The organism is Mesobacillus zeae (assembly GCF_003570705.1).
GTDB lineage: Bacteria > Bacillota > Bacilli > Bacillales > Cytobacillaceae > Mesobacillus_C > Mesobacillus_C zeae.
On sequence record NZ_QWVT01000019.1, the window covers coordinates 140,778 to 161,356 of the forward strand.

Annotated in this window: 17 protein-coding genes; 6 read left to right on the top strand and 11 right to left on the bottom strand. The window is 43.5% G+C overall.

The window, feature by feature from the left end; translation table 11 throughout:
- Positions 1-112 precede the first annotated feature (112 nt).
- The gene (locus tag D1970_RS12360; protein ID WP_119113175.1) at positions 113-1,654 is read right to left on the bottom strand and encodes a bifunctional GNAT family N-acetyltransferase/carbon-nitrogen hydrolase family protein; all 1,542 of its coding nucleotides are present in this window, start codon (positions 1,652-1,654) and stop codon (positions 113-115) included.
- A gap of 245 nt (positions 1,655-1,899) precedes the next feature.
- On the opposite strand from D1970_RS12360, the gene D1970_RS12365 reads away from it, so the two are divergent.
- Both D1970_RS12365 and D1970_RS12370 read left to right on the top strand, forming a co-directional pair.
- Positions 1,900-2,334 carry a disulfide oxidoreductase gene (locus tag D1970_RS12365; RefSeq protein ID WP_119113176.1) on the top strand — a complete coding sequence of 145 codons (435 nt, stop codon included), beginning with the start codon at positions 1,900-1,902 and terminating at the stop codon, positions 2,332-2,334.
- A complete protein-coding gene (locus D1970_RS12370; protein ID WP_119113177.1) occupies positions 2,335-2,802 on the top strand; it encodes a thioredoxin family protein in 468 nt (155 codons plus the stop codon).
- Positions 2,803-2,862: 60 nt separating this feature from the next.
- Here D1970_RS12370 and D1970_RS12375 read toward each other — a convergent pair whose 3' ends face one another.
- Positions 2,863-3,261, bottom strand: coding sequence for a YhcU family protein (locus D1970_RS12375; RefSeq protein WP_119113178.1), 399 nt, complete (start codon positions 3,259-3,261; stop codon positions 2,863-2,865).
- Between the two features lie 196 nt (positions 3,262-3,457).
- Here D1970_RS12375 and D1970_RS12380 point away from each other — a divergent pair, with 196 nt between their 5' ends.
- Complete coding sequence (locus D1970_RS12380) at positions 3,458-4,378, top strand: RluA family pseudouridine synthase (RefSeq protein ID WP_119113179.1); 921 nt, start codon at positions 3,458-3,460, stop codon at positions 4,376-4,378.
- Positions 4,379-4,505: 127 nt separating this feature from the next.
- On the opposite strand, the gene D1970_RS12385 is transcribed toward D1970_RS12380, so the two are convergent.
- Both D1970_RS12385 and D1970_RS12390 read right to left on the bottom strand, forming a co-directional pair.
- Positions 4,506-4,763, bottom strand: coding sequence for a GlsB/YeaQ/YmgE family stress response membrane protein (locus tag D1970_RS12385; RefSeq protein ID WP_119113219.1), 258 nt, complete (start codon positions 4,761-4,763; stop codon positions 4,506-4,508).
- A gap of 402 nt (positions 4,764-5,165) precedes the next feature.
- The gene (locus D1970_RS12390; protein ID WP_119113220.1) at positions 5,166-5,948 is read right to left on the bottom strand and encodes an aldo/keto reductase; all 783 of its coding nucleotides are present in this window, start codon (positions 5,946-5,948) and stop codon (positions 5,166-5,168) included.
- A 467-nt stretch (positions 5,949-6,415) separates the two neighbouring features.
- Here D1970_RS12390 and D1970_RS12395 point away from each other — a divergent pair, with 467 nt between their 5' ends.
- Both D1970_RS12395 and D1970_RS12400 read left to right on the top strand, forming a co-directional pair.
- Positions 6,416-7,033 carry a DUF47 domain-containing protein gene (locus D1970_RS12395; RefSeq protein ID WP_119113180.1) on the top strand — a complete coding sequence of 206 codons (618 nt, stop codon included), beginning with the start codon at positions 6,416-6,418 and terminating at the stop codon, positions 7,031-7,033.
- A gap of 11 nt (positions 7,034-7,044) precedes the next feature.
- Complete coding sequence (locus tag D1970_RS12400) at positions 7,045-8,043, top strand: inorganic phosphate transporter (protein WP_119113181.1); 999 nt, start codon at positions 7,045-7,047, stop codon at positions 8,041-8,043.
- Between the two features lie 42 nt (positions 8,044-8,085).
- On the opposite strand, the gene D1970_RS12405 is transcribed toward D1970_RS12400, so the two are convergent.
- The gene (locus D1970_RS12405) at positions 8,086-8,265 is read right to left on the bottom strand and encodes an H-type small acid-soluble spore protein (RefSeq protein ID WP_119113182.1); all 180 of its coding nucleotides are present in this window, start codon (positions 8,263-8,265) and stop codon (positions 8,086-8,088) included.
- A gap of 371 nt (positions 8,266-8,636) precedes the next feature.
- On the opposite strand from D1970_RS12405, the gene D1970_RS12415 reads away from it, so the two are divergent.
- Positions 8,637-9,938 carry an NCS2 family permease gene (locus tag D1970_RS12415; RefSeq protein ID WP_119113184.1) on the top strand — a complete coding sequence of 434 codons (1,302 nt, stop codon included), beginning with the start codon at positions 8,637-8,639 and terminating at the stop codon, positions 9,936-9,938.
- 141 nt (positions 9,939-10,079) lie between these two features.
- Here the strand turns inward: D1970_RS12415 and D1970_RS12420 are convergent, their stop codons facing one another.
- From D1970_RS12420 to D1970_RS12445, 6 genes are all read right to left on the bottom strand, one after another.
- Complete coding sequence (locus D1970_RS12420) at positions 10,080-11,435, bottom strand: L-cystine transporter (RefSeq protein WP_181213321.1); 1,356 nt, start codon at positions 11,433-11,435, stop codon at positions 10,080-10,082.
- 235 nt (positions 11,436-11,670) lie between these two features.
- Positions 11,671-14,511, bottom strand: coding sequence for an ATP-binding protein (locus D1970_RS12425; RefSeq protein ID WP_119113186.1), 2,841 nt, complete (start codon positions 14,509-14,511; stop codon positions 11,671-11,673).
- On the bottom strand, positions 14,504-14,872 hold the full coding sequence (locus tag D1970_RS12430) for a response regulator transcription factor (protein ID WP_119113187.1): 369 nt from the start codon (positions 14,870-14,872) through the stop codon (positions 14,504-14,506). Before D1970_RS12430 ends, D1970_RS12425 begins: the two co-directional genes overlap by 8 nt.
- Complete coding sequence (locus tag D1970_RS12435) at positions 14,865-18,131, bottom strand: hypothetical protein (protein ID WP_119113188.1); 3,267 nt, start codon at positions 18,129-18,131, stop codon at positions 14,865-14,867. Before D1970_RS12435 ends, D1970_RS12430 begins: the two co-directional genes overlap by 8 nt.
- Positions 18,128-19,537 (bottom strand): glycosyltransferase family 2 protein, encoded by a 1,410-nt coding sequence (locus D1970_RS12440; RefSeq protein WP_246370109.1) that lies wholly within the window; start codon positions 19,535-19,537, stop codon positions 18,128-18,130. Before D1970_RS12440 ends, D1970_RS12435 begins: the two co-directional genes overlap by 4 nt.
- Entirely contained in the window at positions 19,530-20,579 is a 1,050-nt protein-coding gene (locus tag D1970_RS12445; RefSeq protein WP_119113189.1) for a HEAT repeat domain-containing protein, read from the bottom strand. Before D1970_RS12445 ends, D1970_RS12440 begins: the two co-directional genes overlap by 8 nt.

A 20,579-nucleotide genomic window follows, 5' to 3' on the forward strand; every position in this document is an offset into this window, starting at 1 on the left:
AGCTTGCTCTAAAAAATTCATCGATACAAAAAGGCCATCATGACCTAGCTTAGATAAACTAAGTAATGACAACCTTTTTCCAATATGTTATCTAAGGAATGCTCTATACACCTTATTTTTTCCTGTATTCTATTTTAAACAGGTCATGGCGCCTGTCCTGTAAATGGCGGACCGTTCCTTCCTGTCGCTGCCTTCTAAGGACTTCAAGGTCGACGTCGCCTATCAGGACCATCTCTATATTCGGATTGGTTTCACCGACAATGCCGTCACGCGCGAATTCAAAATCAGAAGGTGCGAATATTCCTGACTGTGCATATTGAATATCCATGTTTTCCGTTTGCGGAAGGTTTCCAACCGTGCCCGAAATAACGGTATATACCTGGTTTTCGACTGCCCTTGCCTGGGCACAGTACCGCACTCTCAAATATCCCTGCCTGTCTTCGGTACAGAAAGGCGTAAAAATGATCCTCGCGCCCATGTCTGTCGCAATCCTTGCCAGCTCCGGAAACTCGATATCATAACAGATTTGGATGGCGATTTTGCCGCAGTCCGTATCAAAAACGCGGATATCGTTTCCCTGGCTGATCCCCCACCACCGGCGCTCGTTTGGTGTAATATGCAGCTTATATTGCTTTTCAATTGTCCCATCCCGCCTGAACAGGTAGGCAATATTATAGATTTCCTCATTTTCCTCTTCCACAAAGTGGGAGCCTCCGATAATATTGACATTATATCGAACTGCGAGATCTGTGAACAATTCAATATACTGTTCGGTGAACTCTGTCAGCTTTCTGATTGCAAGAGAAGGGGAACGTTCATCGAGAAAGGACATGAGCTGGGTTGTGAAAATTTCCGGAAATACAGCGAAATCAGAGCCCGCATCAGATGCCACATCGGTAAAGTACTCAACCTGCGCTGCAAAATCTTCGAAAGATCGGATTGCCCTCATCATATACTGAACAACACAAATTCTTACAGGATAGCTCGTTTTGTAAAACCGTTTCGATTTCGGTCTGTAATCTGCATTGTTCCATTCCATGAGGGTTGCATACTTGTTCGATTGCTTGTCATCAGGCAAATAGTTCGGATTGATTCGCATCAGTATAAAATCATTATCTAACTGGAAGGACAGGACTGGGTCGTACAGCTTATGGCTGGTTACCTGCCTGACATACTCTCTCGGGGACAGTTCATCCGAGTGAAGGTGATAATTGGGGATTCGCCCGCCAATGATGATGCTTTTTAAGTTAAGCTGGCGTGCCAGCTCCTTTCTCACCTCATACAGCCGCTGCCCAATCTTCATCCGTCTGAATGAAGGGTGAACCATCACTTCTATACCGTACAAATTATAGCCATCAGGATCATGGTTGGTAATGTAGCCGTTATTTGTCACATCATCCCAAGTATGGCGATCATCATATTCAGCGAAATTGATAACCAGGCTTGAACAGGAACCAATGATTTCGCCATCATATTCTGCAACAAATTGTCCTTCAGGAAAAATATTAATGTGGCTTTCCAACTGTGATTTTTTCCATGGCTCCATTCCCTTAAAGCAAACTTCCTGAAGCCTGATAATGCTGTCGATATCTTCTTCTTTCATATTACGGATAATCATTTTCTTTTCGAATTTTTTTAAATCCAGCTTTGTCATTTTTAGTGCCGCTCCTTTTCTTACAACAGGGGATTTTATCTATAAATGAAGCGAATCCTCTTACGTTATACCCAAAAATGTAACGCTTTATGGCCGGGAGTGCAGTTTTATTTTGTTATGACAGGCAGTTGTTTAAAATTGAATAATCCTCTATTCTCTCTTAAGATGTATACAGGCAGACTATGTCTCAATCCTTGTCTGCTCCCGCTTTAATGATTGTTAGATTGTTTGAAGGAGAGGTTTATATGCAAGAAAAGAAAGACAAACAAGAAACTTTCTTGTTTGCAGCCTGGGCTGTTTCCGTCATCGCAATGTTTGGAAGCCTGTATTTCTCGGAGATCCGCCAATATGAACCGTGTGAGCTTTGCTGGTATCAGCGGATACTGATGTACCCGTTCACCGTTATTCTTGGCATAGCCATTGTTAAGAAAGATGTTCGAATTTCGTTCTACACAATGATTCTGTCAGCAATCGGGTCCATGATCTCACTATATCACTATTCAATCCAAAAGTTGCCCTTTATGGCCGATAACGCCGTAAGCTGCGGCAGAATACCATGCACTGGCCAGTATATTAACTGGTTTGGTTTTGTAACGATCCCGTTTTTAGCGCTTACAGCATTTATTATTATTTTTTCATTGAGCTTTATGCTTTGGAAACAATCAAAGGAGGCGAATTAGATGAAAAAAATGATTATTTTTCTCGTGATTGTCGTTGGAGTACTCGCAGCACTTTTCTTTTTAACTAAAATGCAAAATGAAGAGAAATCCAAAGACAACCCTTATCAAAAAACTTCCCTTCGCCAAGAGACTGTGGATCAGCTTGATGATCCAAACTACCAGAACATCATTGTGCCGGGTAAGCTGGATAAAAAAATTGAAAAGGGCGAAGACGTTACGGTATACTTCTACAGCCCGACATGCTCTCATTGCCAGGAAACAACACCTGTTGTCGCTCCATTGGCAAAAGAAATGAAAGTCGATCTTCTCCAGTTTAACCTGCTTGAATTTGAGGATGGCTGGAATAAATACGGCATACAGGAAACACCAACCATCGTTCAATATAAAGATGGAAAAGAAACAAACCGCCTGATCGGCTACCAGGCAAAGGCCACATTCCGTGAGTGGTTTAATGAAAACAGCAAATAATGAAAAATAACGCCTGCACTGCAGGCGTTATTTTGTAATGAGCATATTGCAGCCAATCTCCTAAATAAGGATGCTGTTGCCCGCTTTTGAATAAATGCTGATATAATCTTGCTGAATAGGCTCAACGTCAAAAAATTGGTTATACTCAAAAGGGAAGTAAAGTCCAAAATCAGATAGTATCTTTACGTTTTTCCAGTAAATATTGCAGTAACGATCCGAAAAGCTTCCTTCTTCTAAAATTGAAATCAATGTCTGCAGGCTGGTGATCACACGAAACGCGTCACGGAGAGTGCTGAAATTTTCAAAATGCTCCCTGTTCGTATGTAGCACTTGATGCTTTTCGAATTCAGTTATGTCTTCATCAGTGAAATACATTGGAAGCACTTCTGAGTAAAAATACCGGATGAGTTCACAAATTCTCTTTTCCTGTCCCGGTGTCGAAGCAAAAACGATTTTCAATGAAGTCCCACCTTTTAAACCCAAAATTCATTCTGTCTTTTTATTACCATTAGAATAACATACAGACAAAGGTTGGAGCCGTGGTAATTATGCCCATGATTCCGGTAAAAATTAACACTTTCCCCCTTCTTTCAGCAGTCCTTACACAGCAAGAGATAAGACATTATTTAGTTCACTCAGGAAAGGTGAGAATATTATGATACACACACGCAAAACAGGTAACTGGTTTGAACTTACTGCCCCGGCGGAATGGAGTTCAGTCTCTGTAGATGATTTATTAAGGCAGATGTGGAAAGTGCCGAAAAAACTGCTCCATGAACTCAGAATGGACCAGGGAATTAAAGTCAACGGGCAGCCGCCCATTTGGAACGAGCCATTGAAGCAAGGTGACCGGCTTCAATTGGAAATATTCAAACCTGTAGACAGCAGTGTCATTCCTGCATACCTGCCAGTCGAAATTTTATATGAGGATGACCATTTGCTTGTAATGAACAAGCCAGCGGGAATGGACACACACCCAAATGAGGCACAGCAGCAAAACACGCTGGCGAATGCTGCCGCTTTCCACCTTCAATCCGAAGGCCATAATTTGAATGTACGCCATATTCACAGGCTGGACAGAGACACAACAGGCGCAGTACTTTTTGCAAAACATGCCCTGGCAGGGGCCATGCTTGATCGCATGCTTGAAGAAAGAAAAATAAAAAGGACCTATATTGCAAAGATAGATGGCATTCTGAGGCAAAAAAAAGGAGTCATTGACAAGCCAATCGGCAGGGACAGACACCATCCAACCAGAAGGCGTGTATCACCGACAGGGCAAAATGCCCTTACAAGGTATGAAGTGCTTCAGAAATTACATCATGATGATATGACCCTTGTCAAATGCACATTGGATACTGGACGGACCCACCAAATTCGCGTCCATTTCAGTGAAATTGGCTATCCGCTTGCAGGTGACGTTCTTTACGACGGTTCGCCTGCTTATTCCCGTCAGGCTCTCCATGCAGTCAAAATGGAGCTGGTGCACCCTTTCACAGAAGCAGAAATCGTCATCCATGCACCATTCATGGATGAAAGTCCAATTTTCACAAATGTGGATCCTTATTCTGTATAGCGAAAAAAACTGCGTGTATACACACAAGAAGAGCCCCGCTAAGGAGCTTTCGCAGTTATCGATGTATTAAAATTACATGCTTTCTTACAACAAAAAAAACCTTCCAAAAGGAAGGATTTTTTTGTTGTTAATCAGTTGATTTTCTCATACTGCGCATAACGAGGCTTACAATGAATACGAGCGCAATCGCACCAATCAGCGCTGGAAGGATAGCGAAGTCCGCAACGATTGGACCCCAATCTCCAAGAATCGCCTGTCCGATCCATGCACCGATGAAACCTGCGATAATATTACCAATAATTCCTCCAGGAAGATCTCTTCCCACAATGATACCTGCAAGCCAGCCGATAATTCCGCCGATAATTAATGACCAAAGAAAACTCATCATAGTTTTTTCCTCCTTATTGTACTGTTTCTTAAGTTTTAAAATAGTTTTAGAAAAGTATTCCTGTTGCTGCAGTTTTCACTGCGGCAGAGCCACTCTGAATTGTGCTGCTTCCCGGGAGCTTTCAGTTGGTGTCTTTACTAGAGATACCCTTTCTGCAGATAGGTAAACCTTGTGGGTCAAGCGGGGAAATCTTTCGTAGCTGCTGTCTAAGCTGTTTTGCTGCCCCGCTTGTACATTTAATTTACCACCATTTTAAAAGCTTAAACCTGCCTGTAAGACAAGTATGTGATGAAGACACATAAATTAGTCATAATGGAAGGATGGTGTTTTTATCCAAAAAAAACAGGCTGCCATCATGCAGCCTGTCCTTAATGCAGCCTGTCCTTACAATTGCCTTTTTTAAAAATCGAAATGATCGGGGTCTGCCCCAAACCTTTCATTCCTGTTTAAAGAGTTCATAGCATCCATTTCCGCCTTACTCAATTCGAAATCAAAAATATCGGCATTTTCCTTCAACCTCGCAGGGTTTACTGATTTCGGGATGGCAATCACCCCATTTTGGAAATGCCAGCGCAGAATAATCTGAGCTGGGGACTTCCCTTTACTCTCTGCAAGCTCATTTAAAATTGGTTCATCCACGAGTCTGCCACGCGCAATTGGCGACCATGCCTCCACTTTAATATCATGCCCGCTGCAAAATTCCCGCAGCTCTTCCTGAGAAAGAGCAGGATGCAATTCAATCTGATTGACTACAGGCTTTTCTTTGAACTGATCTAAAATATCCTGAAGATGGTGAACCTGAAAATTACTTACGCCTATTGCTTTGACTCTTCCGTCCCTGTAAATTTCTTCAAGTGCTCTCCATGTCTCAAGATACTTCCCTTTTACCGGCCAGTGGATAAGATAGAGGTCAATATAGTCAAGCCCAAGCTTTTCAAGGCTTTTATTGAAGGCATCATGGGTGGCCTTGTAGCCCTGATCGCTATTCCACACCTTTGTCGTCACGAAAATCTCTTCACGGGGAACGTCGCTGTTCCTGATGGCATGGCCGACTCCTTCTTCATTATCATAAAAAGCAGCCGTATCAATCAGCCTGTATCCTAGCTTCAGGGCCTTAACAACAGTTTCTTCAACTTCTTTTCCGTCTTCCACTTTGTAAACACCCAATCCAAAAGAAGGCATTTCAACACCGTTATGCAGGGTGACTTTATTAAAAATGCTTGCTGTCAACTTGCTCACTCCTATTCAAAATTCTTTGATTCATTGTATCACCACCGTTTGGCTGAATGCCATTGGAATGGTTTTTTGGAAAGAAGCCATAATAAAAGCGACGCGCCAGGAGCCACCACATCTATTTAAACGGCTTTCGCCAGCAGTTATTTATTTGGAGGTTTCCCGCAGGAAATTTGTCCTAAACCACCACTGAATATGTTTTCAACTGGATTCGCAAAAAAAAAGGGGCGGTTTATTAAACCGGTCAGAGGATAAATGTAGAACAGAACCAATAGAACAAATCATCTGAATAATAACAATCGTTCTATGTTAAGATTTTGTAAATTTTTTAACCTTAACCTTCATATTTCGACAAAAATTCGTTAAAATTAATCTCGCTCGGTCATTTGTAACTTGGATAGAAATGGGGTAAAGAAATGGTTTTCAAAAAGAAGGATAAATTCGCAGTATTGTTATCCGACATTGCCAGTAACTTAAAGGAAAGTGCTGACTTTTTTGCGGATTACAAATTGAACAATGTGAGTGACCTTAAAGTCTTCACAGAGAAAATGAAGGATTATGAAACAAAAGGTGACAACTATATCCATGAAGTAATCATGGAGTTAAACAATGCTTTCATCACTCCAATCGAGCGTGAAGATATCCTCGCCCTGTCAATGAGCATGGATGATGTTCTTGACGGTATGGATCATTGTTCAAACCTGTTCGAAGTATATTCCATTACCCAGGCAGATGACTACATGCGCCAGTTTGTCGAAGCGCTCAAATCCTCATCTGTCGAAATAGAACAGGCTGTACAGCTTCTCACAACAAAGAAGCTTCCTTTAATCAGGGACCATGCTATTAAGATCAAGGATTACGAATCAAAATGCGACGGCATCCTTCGCCAGTCCATTAAGCATTTATTCTCAGTAGAAAAAGATCCAATCCGCATCATCCAGTTTAAAGAGATCTATGAAGGTCTAGAAGAAATCGCTGATAGCTGCCAAGACGTGGCAAACACGCTTGAGAGCATTGTCATGAAAAACGCATAAGGAGCCTGAATATGGATACGGTTTTTTTCGTCACAGTATTAATAGTCATCGCAGCTCTGGCGTTTGATTTTATCAACGGGTTCCATGATACGGCCAACGCGATTGCAACTTCCGTTTCAACAAAAGCCCTTAAACCTCGGCATGCGATCATCCTGGCGGCAACAATGAACTTCGTCGGCGCATTGACCTTTACAGGGGTAGCCAAAACAATTTCCAAAGATATCGTTGACCCTTTCACGCTTCATAATGGTCAAATTGTTATTCTTGCAGCCCTTATTGCGGCTATATTCTGGAATCTTCTTACTTGGTATTATGGAATCCCGAGTAGTTCGTCACATGCCATTATTGGGGCAATTGCAGGGGCAGCGATCGCTGCAGCTGGGTTCGAGTCTTTAAATTATTCCGGCTTTCTTAAAATCCTGGAGGCGTTAATTCTTTCTCCAATAATCGCCTTTGTTGCCGGTTATATTATATACAGTATTTTCAAGGTTGTTTTTAAGAATAATAACCTTGCGAAAACAAACAGGAACTTCCGTTTCTTTCAGGTGGGTACTGCAGCACTTCAGGCATTTACACATGGTACAAACGATGCCCAAAAAGCGATGGGTATTATCACAATGGCAATGATTGCGAACGGCTACCAAACATCGCCGGATATTCAGCACTGGGTACAGTTATCGTGTGCGCTTGCAATGGGTCTCGGAACATCTATCGGTGGTTGGAAGATCATTAAAACCGTCGGAGGTAAAATCATGAAGATCCGCCCGGTTAATGGTGTGGCTGCTGATTTGACTGGTGCCATGGTTATCTTTGGCGCAACCTTCATCCATTTGCCTGTCAGTACGACGCATGTTATTTCCTCCTCTATCCTTGGTGTGGGAGCATCACACCGGGTGAAAGGCGTGAAATGGGGAACTGCCCAGCGAATGCTTATTACTTGGGTCATTACTCTTCCAATTTCAGCATTAGTCGCAGCGCTTTGTTACTATATACTCAATATTTTCCTATAAATAAAATGACCGGCCTGATTGGCCGGTTTTTATTTTCCCTATTCAATCTTCCCGCAATTCGTGTATCTCCACTACTGTCCGTTCTTCCATCGGTCCTCTGAGATGTACTGTGGCAGTCCTTCCGTCTTCATTCAGCTGGTCAATCCAGACTGCAGCCCCATTATATGTCACATCAATTTCAGCCGGGGAGGAAATGATTTGTTTTACTCTTTTTGCATCCAATTCTATTCTCTCCTTTACAATCATGTATTGTTATTCTCCCTACATGACTTTATTCTTATGCATGAAAAGCCGGGCCAGTCCACTCGGTTTTTCATACTGTTCATTCAGCTGGGGAATCATACCTGGAAGCGGAACTGCTCCGGATACAGGAGGAAATGCCGAGTCTGAAGAGCATTATGTTTCATTTTTTAATTACATGCCGGAATCTGTGACGAAGCTGTAACGATGAAAAAATCGCTGCCCTTCACCGTGATACTTAAATTCACAAAATAGGCACAGATAAAAGACGAAACTTCCTCTTGAAAAATTCTCTATAAACGAATAATATTATACTTGCGTCAAAAAATCGTTCGTATTTACGGAGGTCTTCTATGTTTAAACTTAAGGAAAACCATACTAATGTTAAAACTGAACTTATCGCTGGTATTACTACTTTTTTCACAATGGTTTATATCGTTGTAGTAAACCCGGTTATCCTGGCTGATGCTGGAGTACCTTTTGACCAGGTATTCACTGCGACAATCATTGCAGCTGCGGTCGGGACGCTGTGGATGGCTTTATTTGCAAACTACCCCATTGCAATCGCTCCTGGGATGGGACTGAATGCATATTTTGCCTACTCAGTCGTTGGCAGCCATCACAATATAAATTACGAAACAGCTTTTGCTGCAGTGTTTGTAGCGGGAATTATTTTTGTCATTCTTTCCCTGACTCCTTTCCGTGAAAAATTGATCGAGGCCATTCCACCAAACCTTAAGCATGGTATCACGGCAGGAATTGGACTTTTTATTGCTTTCATCGGTCTCAGGCTGACAAACATCATCACTGACCACCCGACAAATCTTGTTGGCCTTGGAGATTTGCACTCCTCCTCAGTGGTCCTTGCCTTGATCGGTCTTGCCGTTACGCTTGTCATGATGGTACTCCGCGTAAATGGAGCATTGTTTTTCGGAATGGTCATCACTGGTGTCATCGCTTTCTTCACAGGTAATCTTTCGTTTGACAAAGGATTTATGTCATTTCCGTCGCTTCCTGACGGCCTCATTGTTGCAAACCCTATTACCGCTTTTGGTGATGTGATTGGTCACAGCCTTTATGCTGTTGTATTTTCTTTTATTCTTGTCACGATTTTTGATACAACCGGAACGATGATCGGTGTAGCCAATCAGGCTGGGCTGATGAAGGGAAACAAAATGCCACGCGCAAGAGAAGCCCTTCTTTCTGATTCAATCGGTACTGCTGTCGGTGCCATGTTCGGAACAAGCCCTACAACAGCCTATATTGAATCAACATCAGGTGTCGCTGCTGGCGGGCGGACAGGGCTGACTGCTCTGACTGTTGCTATCCTGTTTATCCTGTCTGCTTTCTTTGGCCCTCTTGTCAGTGCCGTATCAGGGCTTTCCGCCATAACCGCTCCGGCTCTGATCATTGTTGGCAGCTTGATGATGGGAAGCATTTCGCAAATTCAGTGGGATGAGCTTGATGAAGCATTCCCCGCATTTTTGATTATTCTGAGCATGCCGCTGACATCGAGTATCTCAACAGGTATTGCGTTAGGATTTATATCCTACCCGCTTCTTAAAGTGGTCAAGGGAAGCTGGCGCGAAGTACATCCGCTTCTATACATCTTTGCCGTTTTGTTCTTTTACCAGCTCGCCTTCCTGCCGCACTAAGCAATGTGAGTGAGTTTCTCAGCATTTAAAAACCCCCTCATGCTGTGTAGCCATGAGGGGGTTTTTCCTGTTATGCTCTAATCCATTTAGTAGATAACCGCTTAAGAAATGGGCGCCTCCACAAGGAGAACGACCCATTTCTTAAGCTTCAACTTCAATCTTTAAATCTGCGTCATTGTATGCAGATGAATCAATATCTTTGGTTATCCTGCTTGTCAGGATGCCGGCAGTCATGGAGCCGCTGACATTGACTGCTGTCCGCCCCATATCGATAAGCGGTTCAACCGAAATCAGGAGTCCCGCAAGGCCCACCGGAAGGTTCAAGGCGGACAGTACGAGGAGGGCTGCAAACGTCGCCCCTCCTCCGACACCGGCAACACCGAAGGAACTGATTGCCACGATGCCAATCACACTGAATATAAAAGATGGACTGAGGGGATCAATTCCCACAGACGGTGCAATCATCACCGCAAGCATGGCCGGATAAATTCCCGCACATCCATTCTGTCCGATTGAAAGCCCGAAAGAACCCGCAAAGTTGGCGATTCCTTCCGAAACTCCAAGGGACCTTTGTGTTTTTATATTAAGCGGAAGAGCGCCGGCACTTGTGCGCGAGGTAAACGCAAAGGTAAGGACTGGAAATGCCTTTTTCACATATACGATTGGATTCAAGCCAGCTGCTGCCAAAAGCAAAAGATGGATGATAAACATGACAGCTAGAGCCGCATACGAAGCGAGTACGAACTTTCCAAGCTTCAAGATGGCGTCAACATTGCTCATCGCCACCGTATTTGTCATAATCGCCAGCACACCATATGGAGTCAGACGAAGGATCAAGGTTACAATTCTCATGATGATGGCATAAAAAGCATCCACGATTTTCGAGAAAAGTTCAGCCTGTTCCGGTGCTTTTCGGCGTACTCCAAGATAGGCAATGCCGATAAAAGCTGCGAAGATTACTACCGAAATGGTTGAGGTTGGACGGGCACCGGTCAAGTCAAGAAACGGATTAGCTGGAAGAAATTCAAGTATTTGCTGTGGTAGCGTACGCCCTTCAAGCATTTCTCCATATTTTTGTTCAAGTTCTCCCGCTCTTGCAGTTTCTGCATCACCCTGATGTACCTGTACTGCTTCAAGATCAAAGCCTATTGCCGTAGCAATACCGATACTGGCTGCAACTGCTGTCGTTGCAATAAGGATGCCGAGGATCAATGTGCTGATTTTTCCAATATTGCTTGTTAATTTTAGCTTAGTGAAAGCCGTTAAAATAGAAATGAAAACAAGCGGCATAACGATCATTTGCAGGAATTTAACGTATCCTGTTCCAACAAGGCTGAACCAGTCAGCTGACTTGGCCGTCACGCTGGAGGACGGCCCGTAAATGTACTGCAGGGCAAATCCAAAAATAATCCCTATTCCGAGCGCCAAAAACACCCGCTTTGAAAATGACACATGTTTTTTTTGCATCGTATATAAACCAATAATAATTAAAAGCATGATGGCAATGTTCACAATTACTAAACCAGTTGTCAATGTTACCCCCCCTTTTTATTTAAAAATAACTATATTACATGTATTCCTATCAGTCAAGTTGGAATTTGATTTTTTACACGAGAACACAAATCTTTACTCTTGTTCCTTTGTTTTTACTGTATTATATTTCATTCAGCCCTTTTTCATGTTTGCCTCATAAAGTAAAATAGGGCGGACATCTTTTGTCCGCCCCTGCTGTTTATTTATCGCGTATAAGGATTTGCCCCTGCTTGCCGATTTTCAGCAAGGTTTGCAAAATGGCTTTGGATAATTCACTCGCCTGATAAGGCTTAATTAAATAATCGTTGGCTCCAAGCGAAAAGCCTCTTTCTTTTTCATCAAGGGCTGTCGAGATGACGATAGGTAAATGTTTCGTTCCCTCTTGGCTTTTCAAAACCTTTAAAAGCTCCCAGCCATCGCTTTCCCCATCTTCAAGCACGATATCAAGAACAATGGCGTCAGGGGCATCATTCCCAATTGCCACCATCGCTTCGGAGCCAGTCCTGTACCAGGAAACACGGAATCCGCTGTCTTTCAATTCGTCAACCATCAATTCCGCCAGACTCTGATCATCCTCCACGACTAGTATCCTGTGTCCCTGTCCAGTCCCTTCTTCCCTCACTGTTTCATGTCCAGGTACAGAAGGGAGACTTACCGTAAATGTGCTGCCTTTCCGATATTGCGACTCTACCGTAACTTCCCCGTAATGCGCCTTAACGATTTCCTGGACAATCGAAAGGCCGAGCCCGGTCCCGCCTATTTTTCTTCTATCTGAGTTATCCACACGGTAAAATTTATTGAACAGTCTGTCGATAGACTCTTCCGGTATACCAAGCCCTTCGTCTTTGATGGAAACTACAAGCTTGTCTCCATCCCTTTTTGCGTTTAGATCAATTTGCCCGCCTCCGGGAGAATATTTAATCGCATTGCTGATGATATTGCTAAATGCCTGTTCCAGTTTCCGCTTGTCCCCATAAATGATTCCTTCTCCGTCCTGTGATTCAAGGGCGATTCGATGGCTTGGCGCGTTCACTCTCTGCAGGCTGATAATTTTTTCAATCAAAGGCAGGACATCAAAATACCGTTTCTCATAATTTTGTTTCCCCGATTCCATTTTCTGCACATCAAGAAAGTCATTGATCAGCGAAGTAAGCCTCTGGGTTTCCTTGTATATGGTTTTCACATACTTTTTCTGCCTTTCTGGTTTCAGGTCCCTATGGAGCAAAAGTTCTGTGAACCCAAATATGCTCGCTAACGGCGTCCTCAGTTCATGGCTGACAGTGCTGACAAACTCGGATTTCATTTGGTTGACTTCATATTCCCGCGTGATGTTTCGGTGTACCAGGATGATTCCGTACTTTTCTTTTCCCCGGTATAATTCCTCACTGTAAACTTTATAAATCTGCCTGCTGTCGAGCATTCTGTATATAAAACTTTGTTCACTAGAGCCGCCGTTCAGTACTTTTTCAAGGTACTCAATGAAGGAGTCCCCATCTTCTATTCTTTTCCTTATATAACTGGTCCATTGCCCCCAAGAACAGCCAGGAATCTGTGGCAATTTATCTTCACAGGAAAAAGCTTCGCAAAGCGCCCTGTTGATCTGAAGCATTCTTCCTGTTGTGCTGATCAGCTGTAAACCTTCCTGGACGGAATTAATAATTTCCTGGTTAAGTTGTCTCTCTTCCTCTGTTTTCTGATAAAGACTGACTTTATCGAGGCTATTGCCAATATTTTTCGCAAGCGCTGCATACTCTTCCAGCTGCCTCTCTTCAAAGGAACCGCTGAAGCGGCTGAACACCATGACAGCATAAAGACCTCCGCCTGTTAAATAGATTGGAATATACACGTCATGGACAAGGTGGACGCCATTCTCCTTTGCTCCAGCTTCCCGTTTGACCAAAAAAGGGCGCTGTTCTGTCTCAAGCCTGGCCATAAAACCTCTCTGGCGAAAGTTTTCCTGAAACTGTTCTATTCCTTCTTTCGAAAGACTATAGGCAGCATAAGAACCTTCTCCAACCAGACTGATGATCCCACTGTCTGCCTGGATGACCTGAGCCATATGAATCACTGCACTCTGAAGCACTTTTTGTTTGTCAAACGTGTTAGAAATATGATGGATCAGCTGGTTCCTGCCTTTTAAAGCAAGCTGGCTTTCCTTCAATGTTCTCAAAGTCTCTTCGAGTTCTGCCTGTTGTGCTTGAAGCTCTTCCTGCTGGGCAAAAAGTTCTTCATTATGCGCAACCAAGTCATTTTCTTTCTCTTGGATACTGGCCAGCATACGGTGAAAGGAAGTCGACAGGATGCCAATTTCATCTTCCCTGCCGTTTGTGGCCTGAATAGCCGCTTCACGGCCCATCGCTGTCTCATTTGCTGCTGCAGCCAATTCGGCTAGCGGCTGGCCAACCTGGCTCAGCATAATGCGAATCACGCGCTGAAGGACAAGCAAAGATACCAGCAGGAAGATGACAAATCCAACTTGTATAAACGTTTCCATTTTTGTAAGGCTATTAAAACTCTGGCTAAGCTCTTCGTCGTTGCTGGCTAGATAGCGGTCAAGCGTTTTTTGAAAACCTGAAAGCCTTTCTGTTGCTTCATTGTTTGCTTTATCTACGACAGCTGTCATATTTTTGTTTTCATAGTTTTCGATGACACCCGGCAATGTATGGATGAAATAATAATCAATGAATTCTTCCGTTTCATCTGCAAAGCCCTTATCCTCTTTCTCTGTCGCAATTACTTTAAACTGGCGGATTTGCTCACGGATTTCTGGTTCCAGGGCTAATGCTTCACTTTTTAACTCTGGATTGCCAAAAGCAATATAGCCCCTTATGTTCAAAAAAACCTGGCTGAAGTTTTTATCAATGCCTGCTGCAAGAGTTTCCTTTTGCTCCAGTACATGGTTGCGCTCTATATATGATTCATTTAACTGATCCAGCGTTGCGAGAAGGATACCGGCAAGGCAAAGAAAAACAAACATAAAACAGCCCATCAGGAAAAGAAACTGTCTCGCAAGACTCTTCTTTATAAATTTCCTAATCATTGCCTAGTATCTCTCTGACTTTCTTAAGCAGTTCAACAGGGCTGAATGGTTTTTCCATAAAATAATCTACCCCGGACTTGAGAGCGCCTTCCTTTTCCGATTGCTGGCTTTTGGCAGAGAGCATCAGGATGGCAGCATCCTTGTTTTGTCCGTCTTTTTTTATAGCCTCCGCCACCTCTGCCCCTGTATAGCAGGGCATCATATAATCCAATATGATTAAATCATACTTATTGCTCTCTGAGAGGTGGAGCGCTTCTTGCCCATCTTCCGCCTCATCGATAACATAATCTTCGTCTTCGAAAATATCCGTAATCAGCATCCTTAATATTTCTTCATCCTCGGCCAATAAAATGTTATTCACTTTTCCCCTCCTGGACGAAAGGCTCTCCGTATGCTTTTTTCATATAAACATACGACTTTTTAAGTCTCTCATGGGTTGTCGGCTGCTCCCATTCATCCCATGTATAATATAAGGGCCCACCCTTCTCGGTTTTCATTTCATTCTCCACCGGGATGGTTTCTGAAAGTTTCCCATCCCGTACAGCTGCAATTTCCATGTTGATTCCCTCTGTTTTTTCGCTCCCCTGCAGCCCTTTCTTCCAAAGATCCCCCATGATTTCCTTTGTGCTGGGATCCTTGACATTCAGGAGCTGCCACGGAATACGGCCTTCTATCAAACGCTTGTCTTTGCTAAGGCATATATCCGCAAGGGAATCGAATTGGGGGCTTGATGGATTGGCATTTCCAAACCTCATCCTGCCAGTTTCATAAGACTGAAATGGCAAAGTCTCTTTGTTCTTTGGCAAATATACTGCTTTATTCAGCGCGAGCTTGATAGGATGGAATATCCCATTGCCTTTTTTTCGCGCATACTCCTTTTCTGGAATCATTTTCAGTATATTTCCATATTGGAAATAAAAAGGATCATAATAGCTGTCCACCATTAATCTCGATGTTTGATTCCCTGTGAGTTCAAGCTTGAAGTCTATTCCCAAATCGGTAGAGGCTTGCACTCCTTTTTCCAGTTCAAAGTGATGCTGCCCCTGCTCATCGGCTATATCCATCAGGAGATAAAGATGGTCTGTATCCCAGTCTGCCGGTTCATTCAATTCGAGCATATAATACAGATAGCCTTCATCAGAAGTAAAGTAGACGTCTTTAACAAAGCCCTTTTTTGATTTAAAGGCTGGCTTTGCCTTCTTTTTATCCCAATCTTCACGGTTGCCATCAACCCGCAGTTCCGAGCCCCTCCTGCCAGGTTCGAAGCTTAAGAGCCCAAAGTTCTGCTCGTTTGTCTGCACATTTGGCCAATATGGCCTCCGGTCTGGATTATCATAATCCATTGTATTCCAGGTCCTTTTAAACCACTCATCCTGCCATGTAAACACCATTCCTCCGGCACCGCCTTCGGACAGGATTGACTTGAATAGCTTCACATTAATCCTTCCCTGCTCATCCTCCGACAAGTTTCCCTGGTTCATGCCTGAATGATTTTCGTGTGTCATCCCCCTTGAGGCAGGGACGCCAAACTCAGCTACCACGAGCGGCATGCGGTGCGCAGAGATTAAGTCGTGCAAATAACCGGCATAATGATTCTTTTTCCCTTCTTTATCCATATAATCAGTATACTTCTTCTCATAATGAAGTGAATCAGGGTAATAAGGGTACACATGGTATGATGCAAACAGCCCTGCACCAAATTGACTGGTATTTTTAATGTGATTAGGATTTACTGTGGCTAAATCTTCTTTTTCAAGTGGTTCATTTGGGTGCTCCAGCAAGTCCGTTGTCACCCAATTGGTAAAACTCATTGTGTGCTGCCAATTGTATTGTTTGGTCTCGTAGGCGGCTGTGTAATCCATCATTTCCGTGATCCAGCTCTCAAAGGGGGATGCCTGCTCTGTGGCCATAAAATATTCTCCTTTATATGGCCTCATTCCCTTATGAAGCATATCAGTGTTGCTTACTACTTCGGGATCCCATTCAATCCCGATAATAAATCCAAGGACGTACTGTGAAATGTCATGAGCATACTTCCCCGACGCATGCCCGCGAACTGGGGCAATTTCAGCATTGCCATGGATAATATCGATCATTTGCCGAATTTCCCTCTTGAAGTCAGCCTGAGTTCCCTCTGAATAGGCATCCTCGGCTTCCACCAGCATTTCTTCATTTACCCAGGCGCCATGGAATAAATAGAGGGGGTGTTCGGCCGTCTGATTATACTCGTAAAAAGCCTCATAAAATTCTGGCGGATGCAATGTATAGATTCTGAGGGAGTTTGCATTCATTGCTCCGATTGCCTTCAGCCAGCGTAAATACTCATCTTTCGTGATGGCAGTTTCACCGGGGAAGTACCCTGGCTTCCCTATCCCCATATTGACACCCTTGATTGTGATATCCTGCCATTTTCCATCTTTCAAAACCTGTATCTTGTTTTTATCCGTCCTGCCATTATAGGAAATACCATTTCGATTCGACACTTCGGCAGAACTGCTCTTAACCTTTCCATGCATGCCTTTATTAAGAATTTCTTTCATCATCGGGACATATGTGTTCCAATAAAAAGAATTTTTAGCTGAAAAATTCCTTTTCCAGTCCGTGAGGCCCTTCGTTTGGTAGAGGCCGGGAACCTCTGCTTCATCCGCATAATCTCCTGCAAAATAATAGGCAGAGTAACGCGCATTATGGTGGCGGATGACTGCAGGGAAGCTCTCCGGAATTCCATACCCCGCCAGTTTCTCCTTTCCCTTCTGATTGAGAGGAAGGCGATATGTAGCAAGCACTTCTTCTTCGTTCCGTGCAGAAACAATATCAAACCAGTATTGGTACTGTGACAAGTAGCTTTCGCGAAAAAATTTATCTCCGGGTTTCGTCAGACTGAAGCTTGCACCATCTTTATCGGAAAGCTCCTGATCCGAAACAACGGCAATATAATCATCCTGGTTGACAAAAATAAAGCCGGCTCCTGTAAAGTTCCACTTTCCGCTTTCCTTCGTATATTGGTCTTTGATCCACAAGGGCACTTCCCTGCTGCCTAAATCCTGGAAAAATCGGCCGTTCCAACCGCTCCAGTCAATATTATGAATGTTGGAAATCCCATTCCGGACAGTCTCTGCTGTGGGACTTCCAAATGTATTGAATTCGGAGATAATTGTTTTTCCTCCTTTGTTAAGGGCAGCTTGGACCTTTTCCACATCTTTTTGCTTAAGCCCGCCGTATAGTAATTCAGACCTTTCTCCTTTTGGGTTCTGTCCCTCATACTCTTCCTTGTATACACCATACTGGTCGGCAAAATAAAACAGGTCATATTCCGCCAGGCTGCCAGTCAGTTCGTCTACCCTGTAGCCGCTATTCTTTTCTGGCTTAAATCCGATATAGTCGTTAGCGGCAGAATAAGACGAACCATCCGTCTTTACATATTTTTCATTGTTCAGTATCCATGTCAGTCCCTTATGTTCTCGATATGAGCGATCCGGGACGGTTTTATCAAAAATCAATACATCGAGCTTGCTGGAAGCCTTCAGTTGCCATAGCCAAAAAGGGCTCGTGATGGCGATCAGGAACAAAAGGACAAACGCCCAGACAATCCACTTGGGCCTGTCATACAAATTTTTCATTGAGACACACCTTTTCTTTTCATTTCGCCCCAGCTTCTATCTCTTCTAACCATCTGCCATATTCCCTGGCAGCGCCAAAAAACGGTCATCGGCCTATACCAGATGGTTTCTGTGAGGGAGTAGAGGAACAGCTTTGCTAAATCCTTAATTGTCGGATACTTCCTTAAGCTCCATTCCTCAAGCAGAATGGCCAGGGCAGAGAAAAGGGAACCATATAAGCATGACAGCAAAAAAATCAAGATAGCAAACTCAAGATAAATGCCGCCAAGGAAGATTGATACCAGGACATACAAGTATCCAAGGAGTTCAACAATCGGCCCAAAAAACTCTACAATCCAAAAGTATGGAAAAGAAATAAGCCCAATCGAGCCATACTTATAGTTAAAAGTCAGCCTTCGATGAGCCCATAGGCTCTCGAATAAGCCTCTGTGCCATCTTCGTCTCTGCCTTCCGAGGAATTTAATGCTATCCGGAACCTCTGTCCAACAGACAGGATCCGGAACGTAAACGATACTTTTTTTGACTCCCCTATCCCTGATAAGCCTGTGGATACGGACAACAAGCTCCATATCCTCCCCGACTGTATCTGTTTTATATCCGCCCGCTTCAATCACCCAGTACTTTGAAAAAACGCCAAATGCACCTGAAATAATTAAAAGCAGGTTATGCCTGCTTAGTCCGATTCTTCCCATGAGGAAAGCCCGCAAATACTCAATGACCTGCATAATTACCAGCGGGTTGTCTGAAAGGCCGATAGAAATGATATTTCCGTCCTTAATTTTACATCCGTTCGCTATCCTGATGCTCCCCCCGGATGCAATGACTTCCTCATTCGAATCAATGATTGGTTTCATCACTTTTACAAAAGCGTCACGTTCAAGTACTGAGTCACCATCAAGCGAGCAGACATAAGGGTAGTTGGAAAAGTTCAACCCAGCATTAAGAGCATCAGCCTTCCCGCCATTTTCTTTGTCTATCAGAAACAGGTGAGGAAGCCTGGCAGATTGATATACCTTTTTGACAGGCTTTGAATCTACCTGCTTCCGGATGACCTTCTGTATTTCCCGCATTTCATATTGATCTACCATTTTTTCAAGAGTACTGTCGGTCGATCCGTCATTTACCACCACAATCTCAAAGGTTGAATAATTGATGCTAAGCAGGGAACGGACGCTCTGGATAATCCCCGCTTCTTCGTTAAAGGCTGGTACAATGATCGATACAGGCTTTGTATAAATATCCTCCAAATAATCCTCATAAGTCCTTTTTCTGTCTAGTTTATATTCCCTTCTGAGCTGAATGACTGAAAACAGCATGACAATGGAGTAAAAGATAATGACAACAGCCATATAAACAACAATAAACCAGGAAAAATAACGTCCTGCCTGTAACATAAACTCACCCATAATTGAACAGCCTCCGATTCAGGCACTCCCATGCCATATCCCGTGCAAACGCATCATCTGTTTCTTCCATGACTCTTGATAAAACAGACGCTCCTTCGCGGAACATCATGATTGACTGGCCAGCCTGGGAACGGACCCACCAGACCCGGTCATGAAGAAGGTCAGTCAGCTGATTGAGGCCCTTCTGTTCCTGCAGGATGCCAATCAGCCTTGCAGCGAGCATCCTTTCCTGCCAGTCAGCCGATTGCAGCAAGGGCAGATAGTTTTCTGAAGAACTGACATAGCCAATGGAAGCAACTGCTTTCAAGGCTCTCAGCCTGGCCTCTCCCCTCGAGGCTTCAAATATATTTTCACAAAAACCAAGATAGCTTATTTCTTTCCTGAAGCTTATAATATCAAGAATTGCTAGCTGCACTTCATTCGGAAAAACTAAGAAATTCTCCACGAATTTTGCGAATAGGCTTTGATCAAGCCTTGAAAACATGTTCCTGTATTCCAGGCACGAAAAATTGCTGTAATGTGTCATCAGCAATTCAGATAAATCAGCGTATTGAAGGGACGCGAGTATATTCAAGCATTGAACCTGTTCATCCCTTGTCAATTTCCTCCTGCGCAAATATTCCAAAATGTCATCTTCCAATCCAGAAAGATGAAAATCTTCTATATGGTAAAGGGCATTCAGCCGCTGAGACCATTTCCGATCCCTTAACTTTTCCCGGTAGTGAGAAGCAAGATAGAGTTCGGCAAAGCTACTGATATTTGCTTTCTCTTCCTCCCCCTCCAAAATTCCCGAGTAATGGACAAGCAGTTCCTCGCTTGCCGCCCTTCCATCATTTGTTTTCAAATCCAGGCCGTTCGGGAGATTGCCATCCATTACATACTGGAATAAAATAGGCTCGATGCTTCCTTTATATTTTTCAATCCTGGCCCTCCTCCGGTTTTCAACCGCCTTTCTCACAACCAGATACAAGAGGAGCAGCAATAAAACAGACAGCAAAAAAGCGGCAAGCCCGCCCAAAAAGACAATCTCATTTCCTACCAT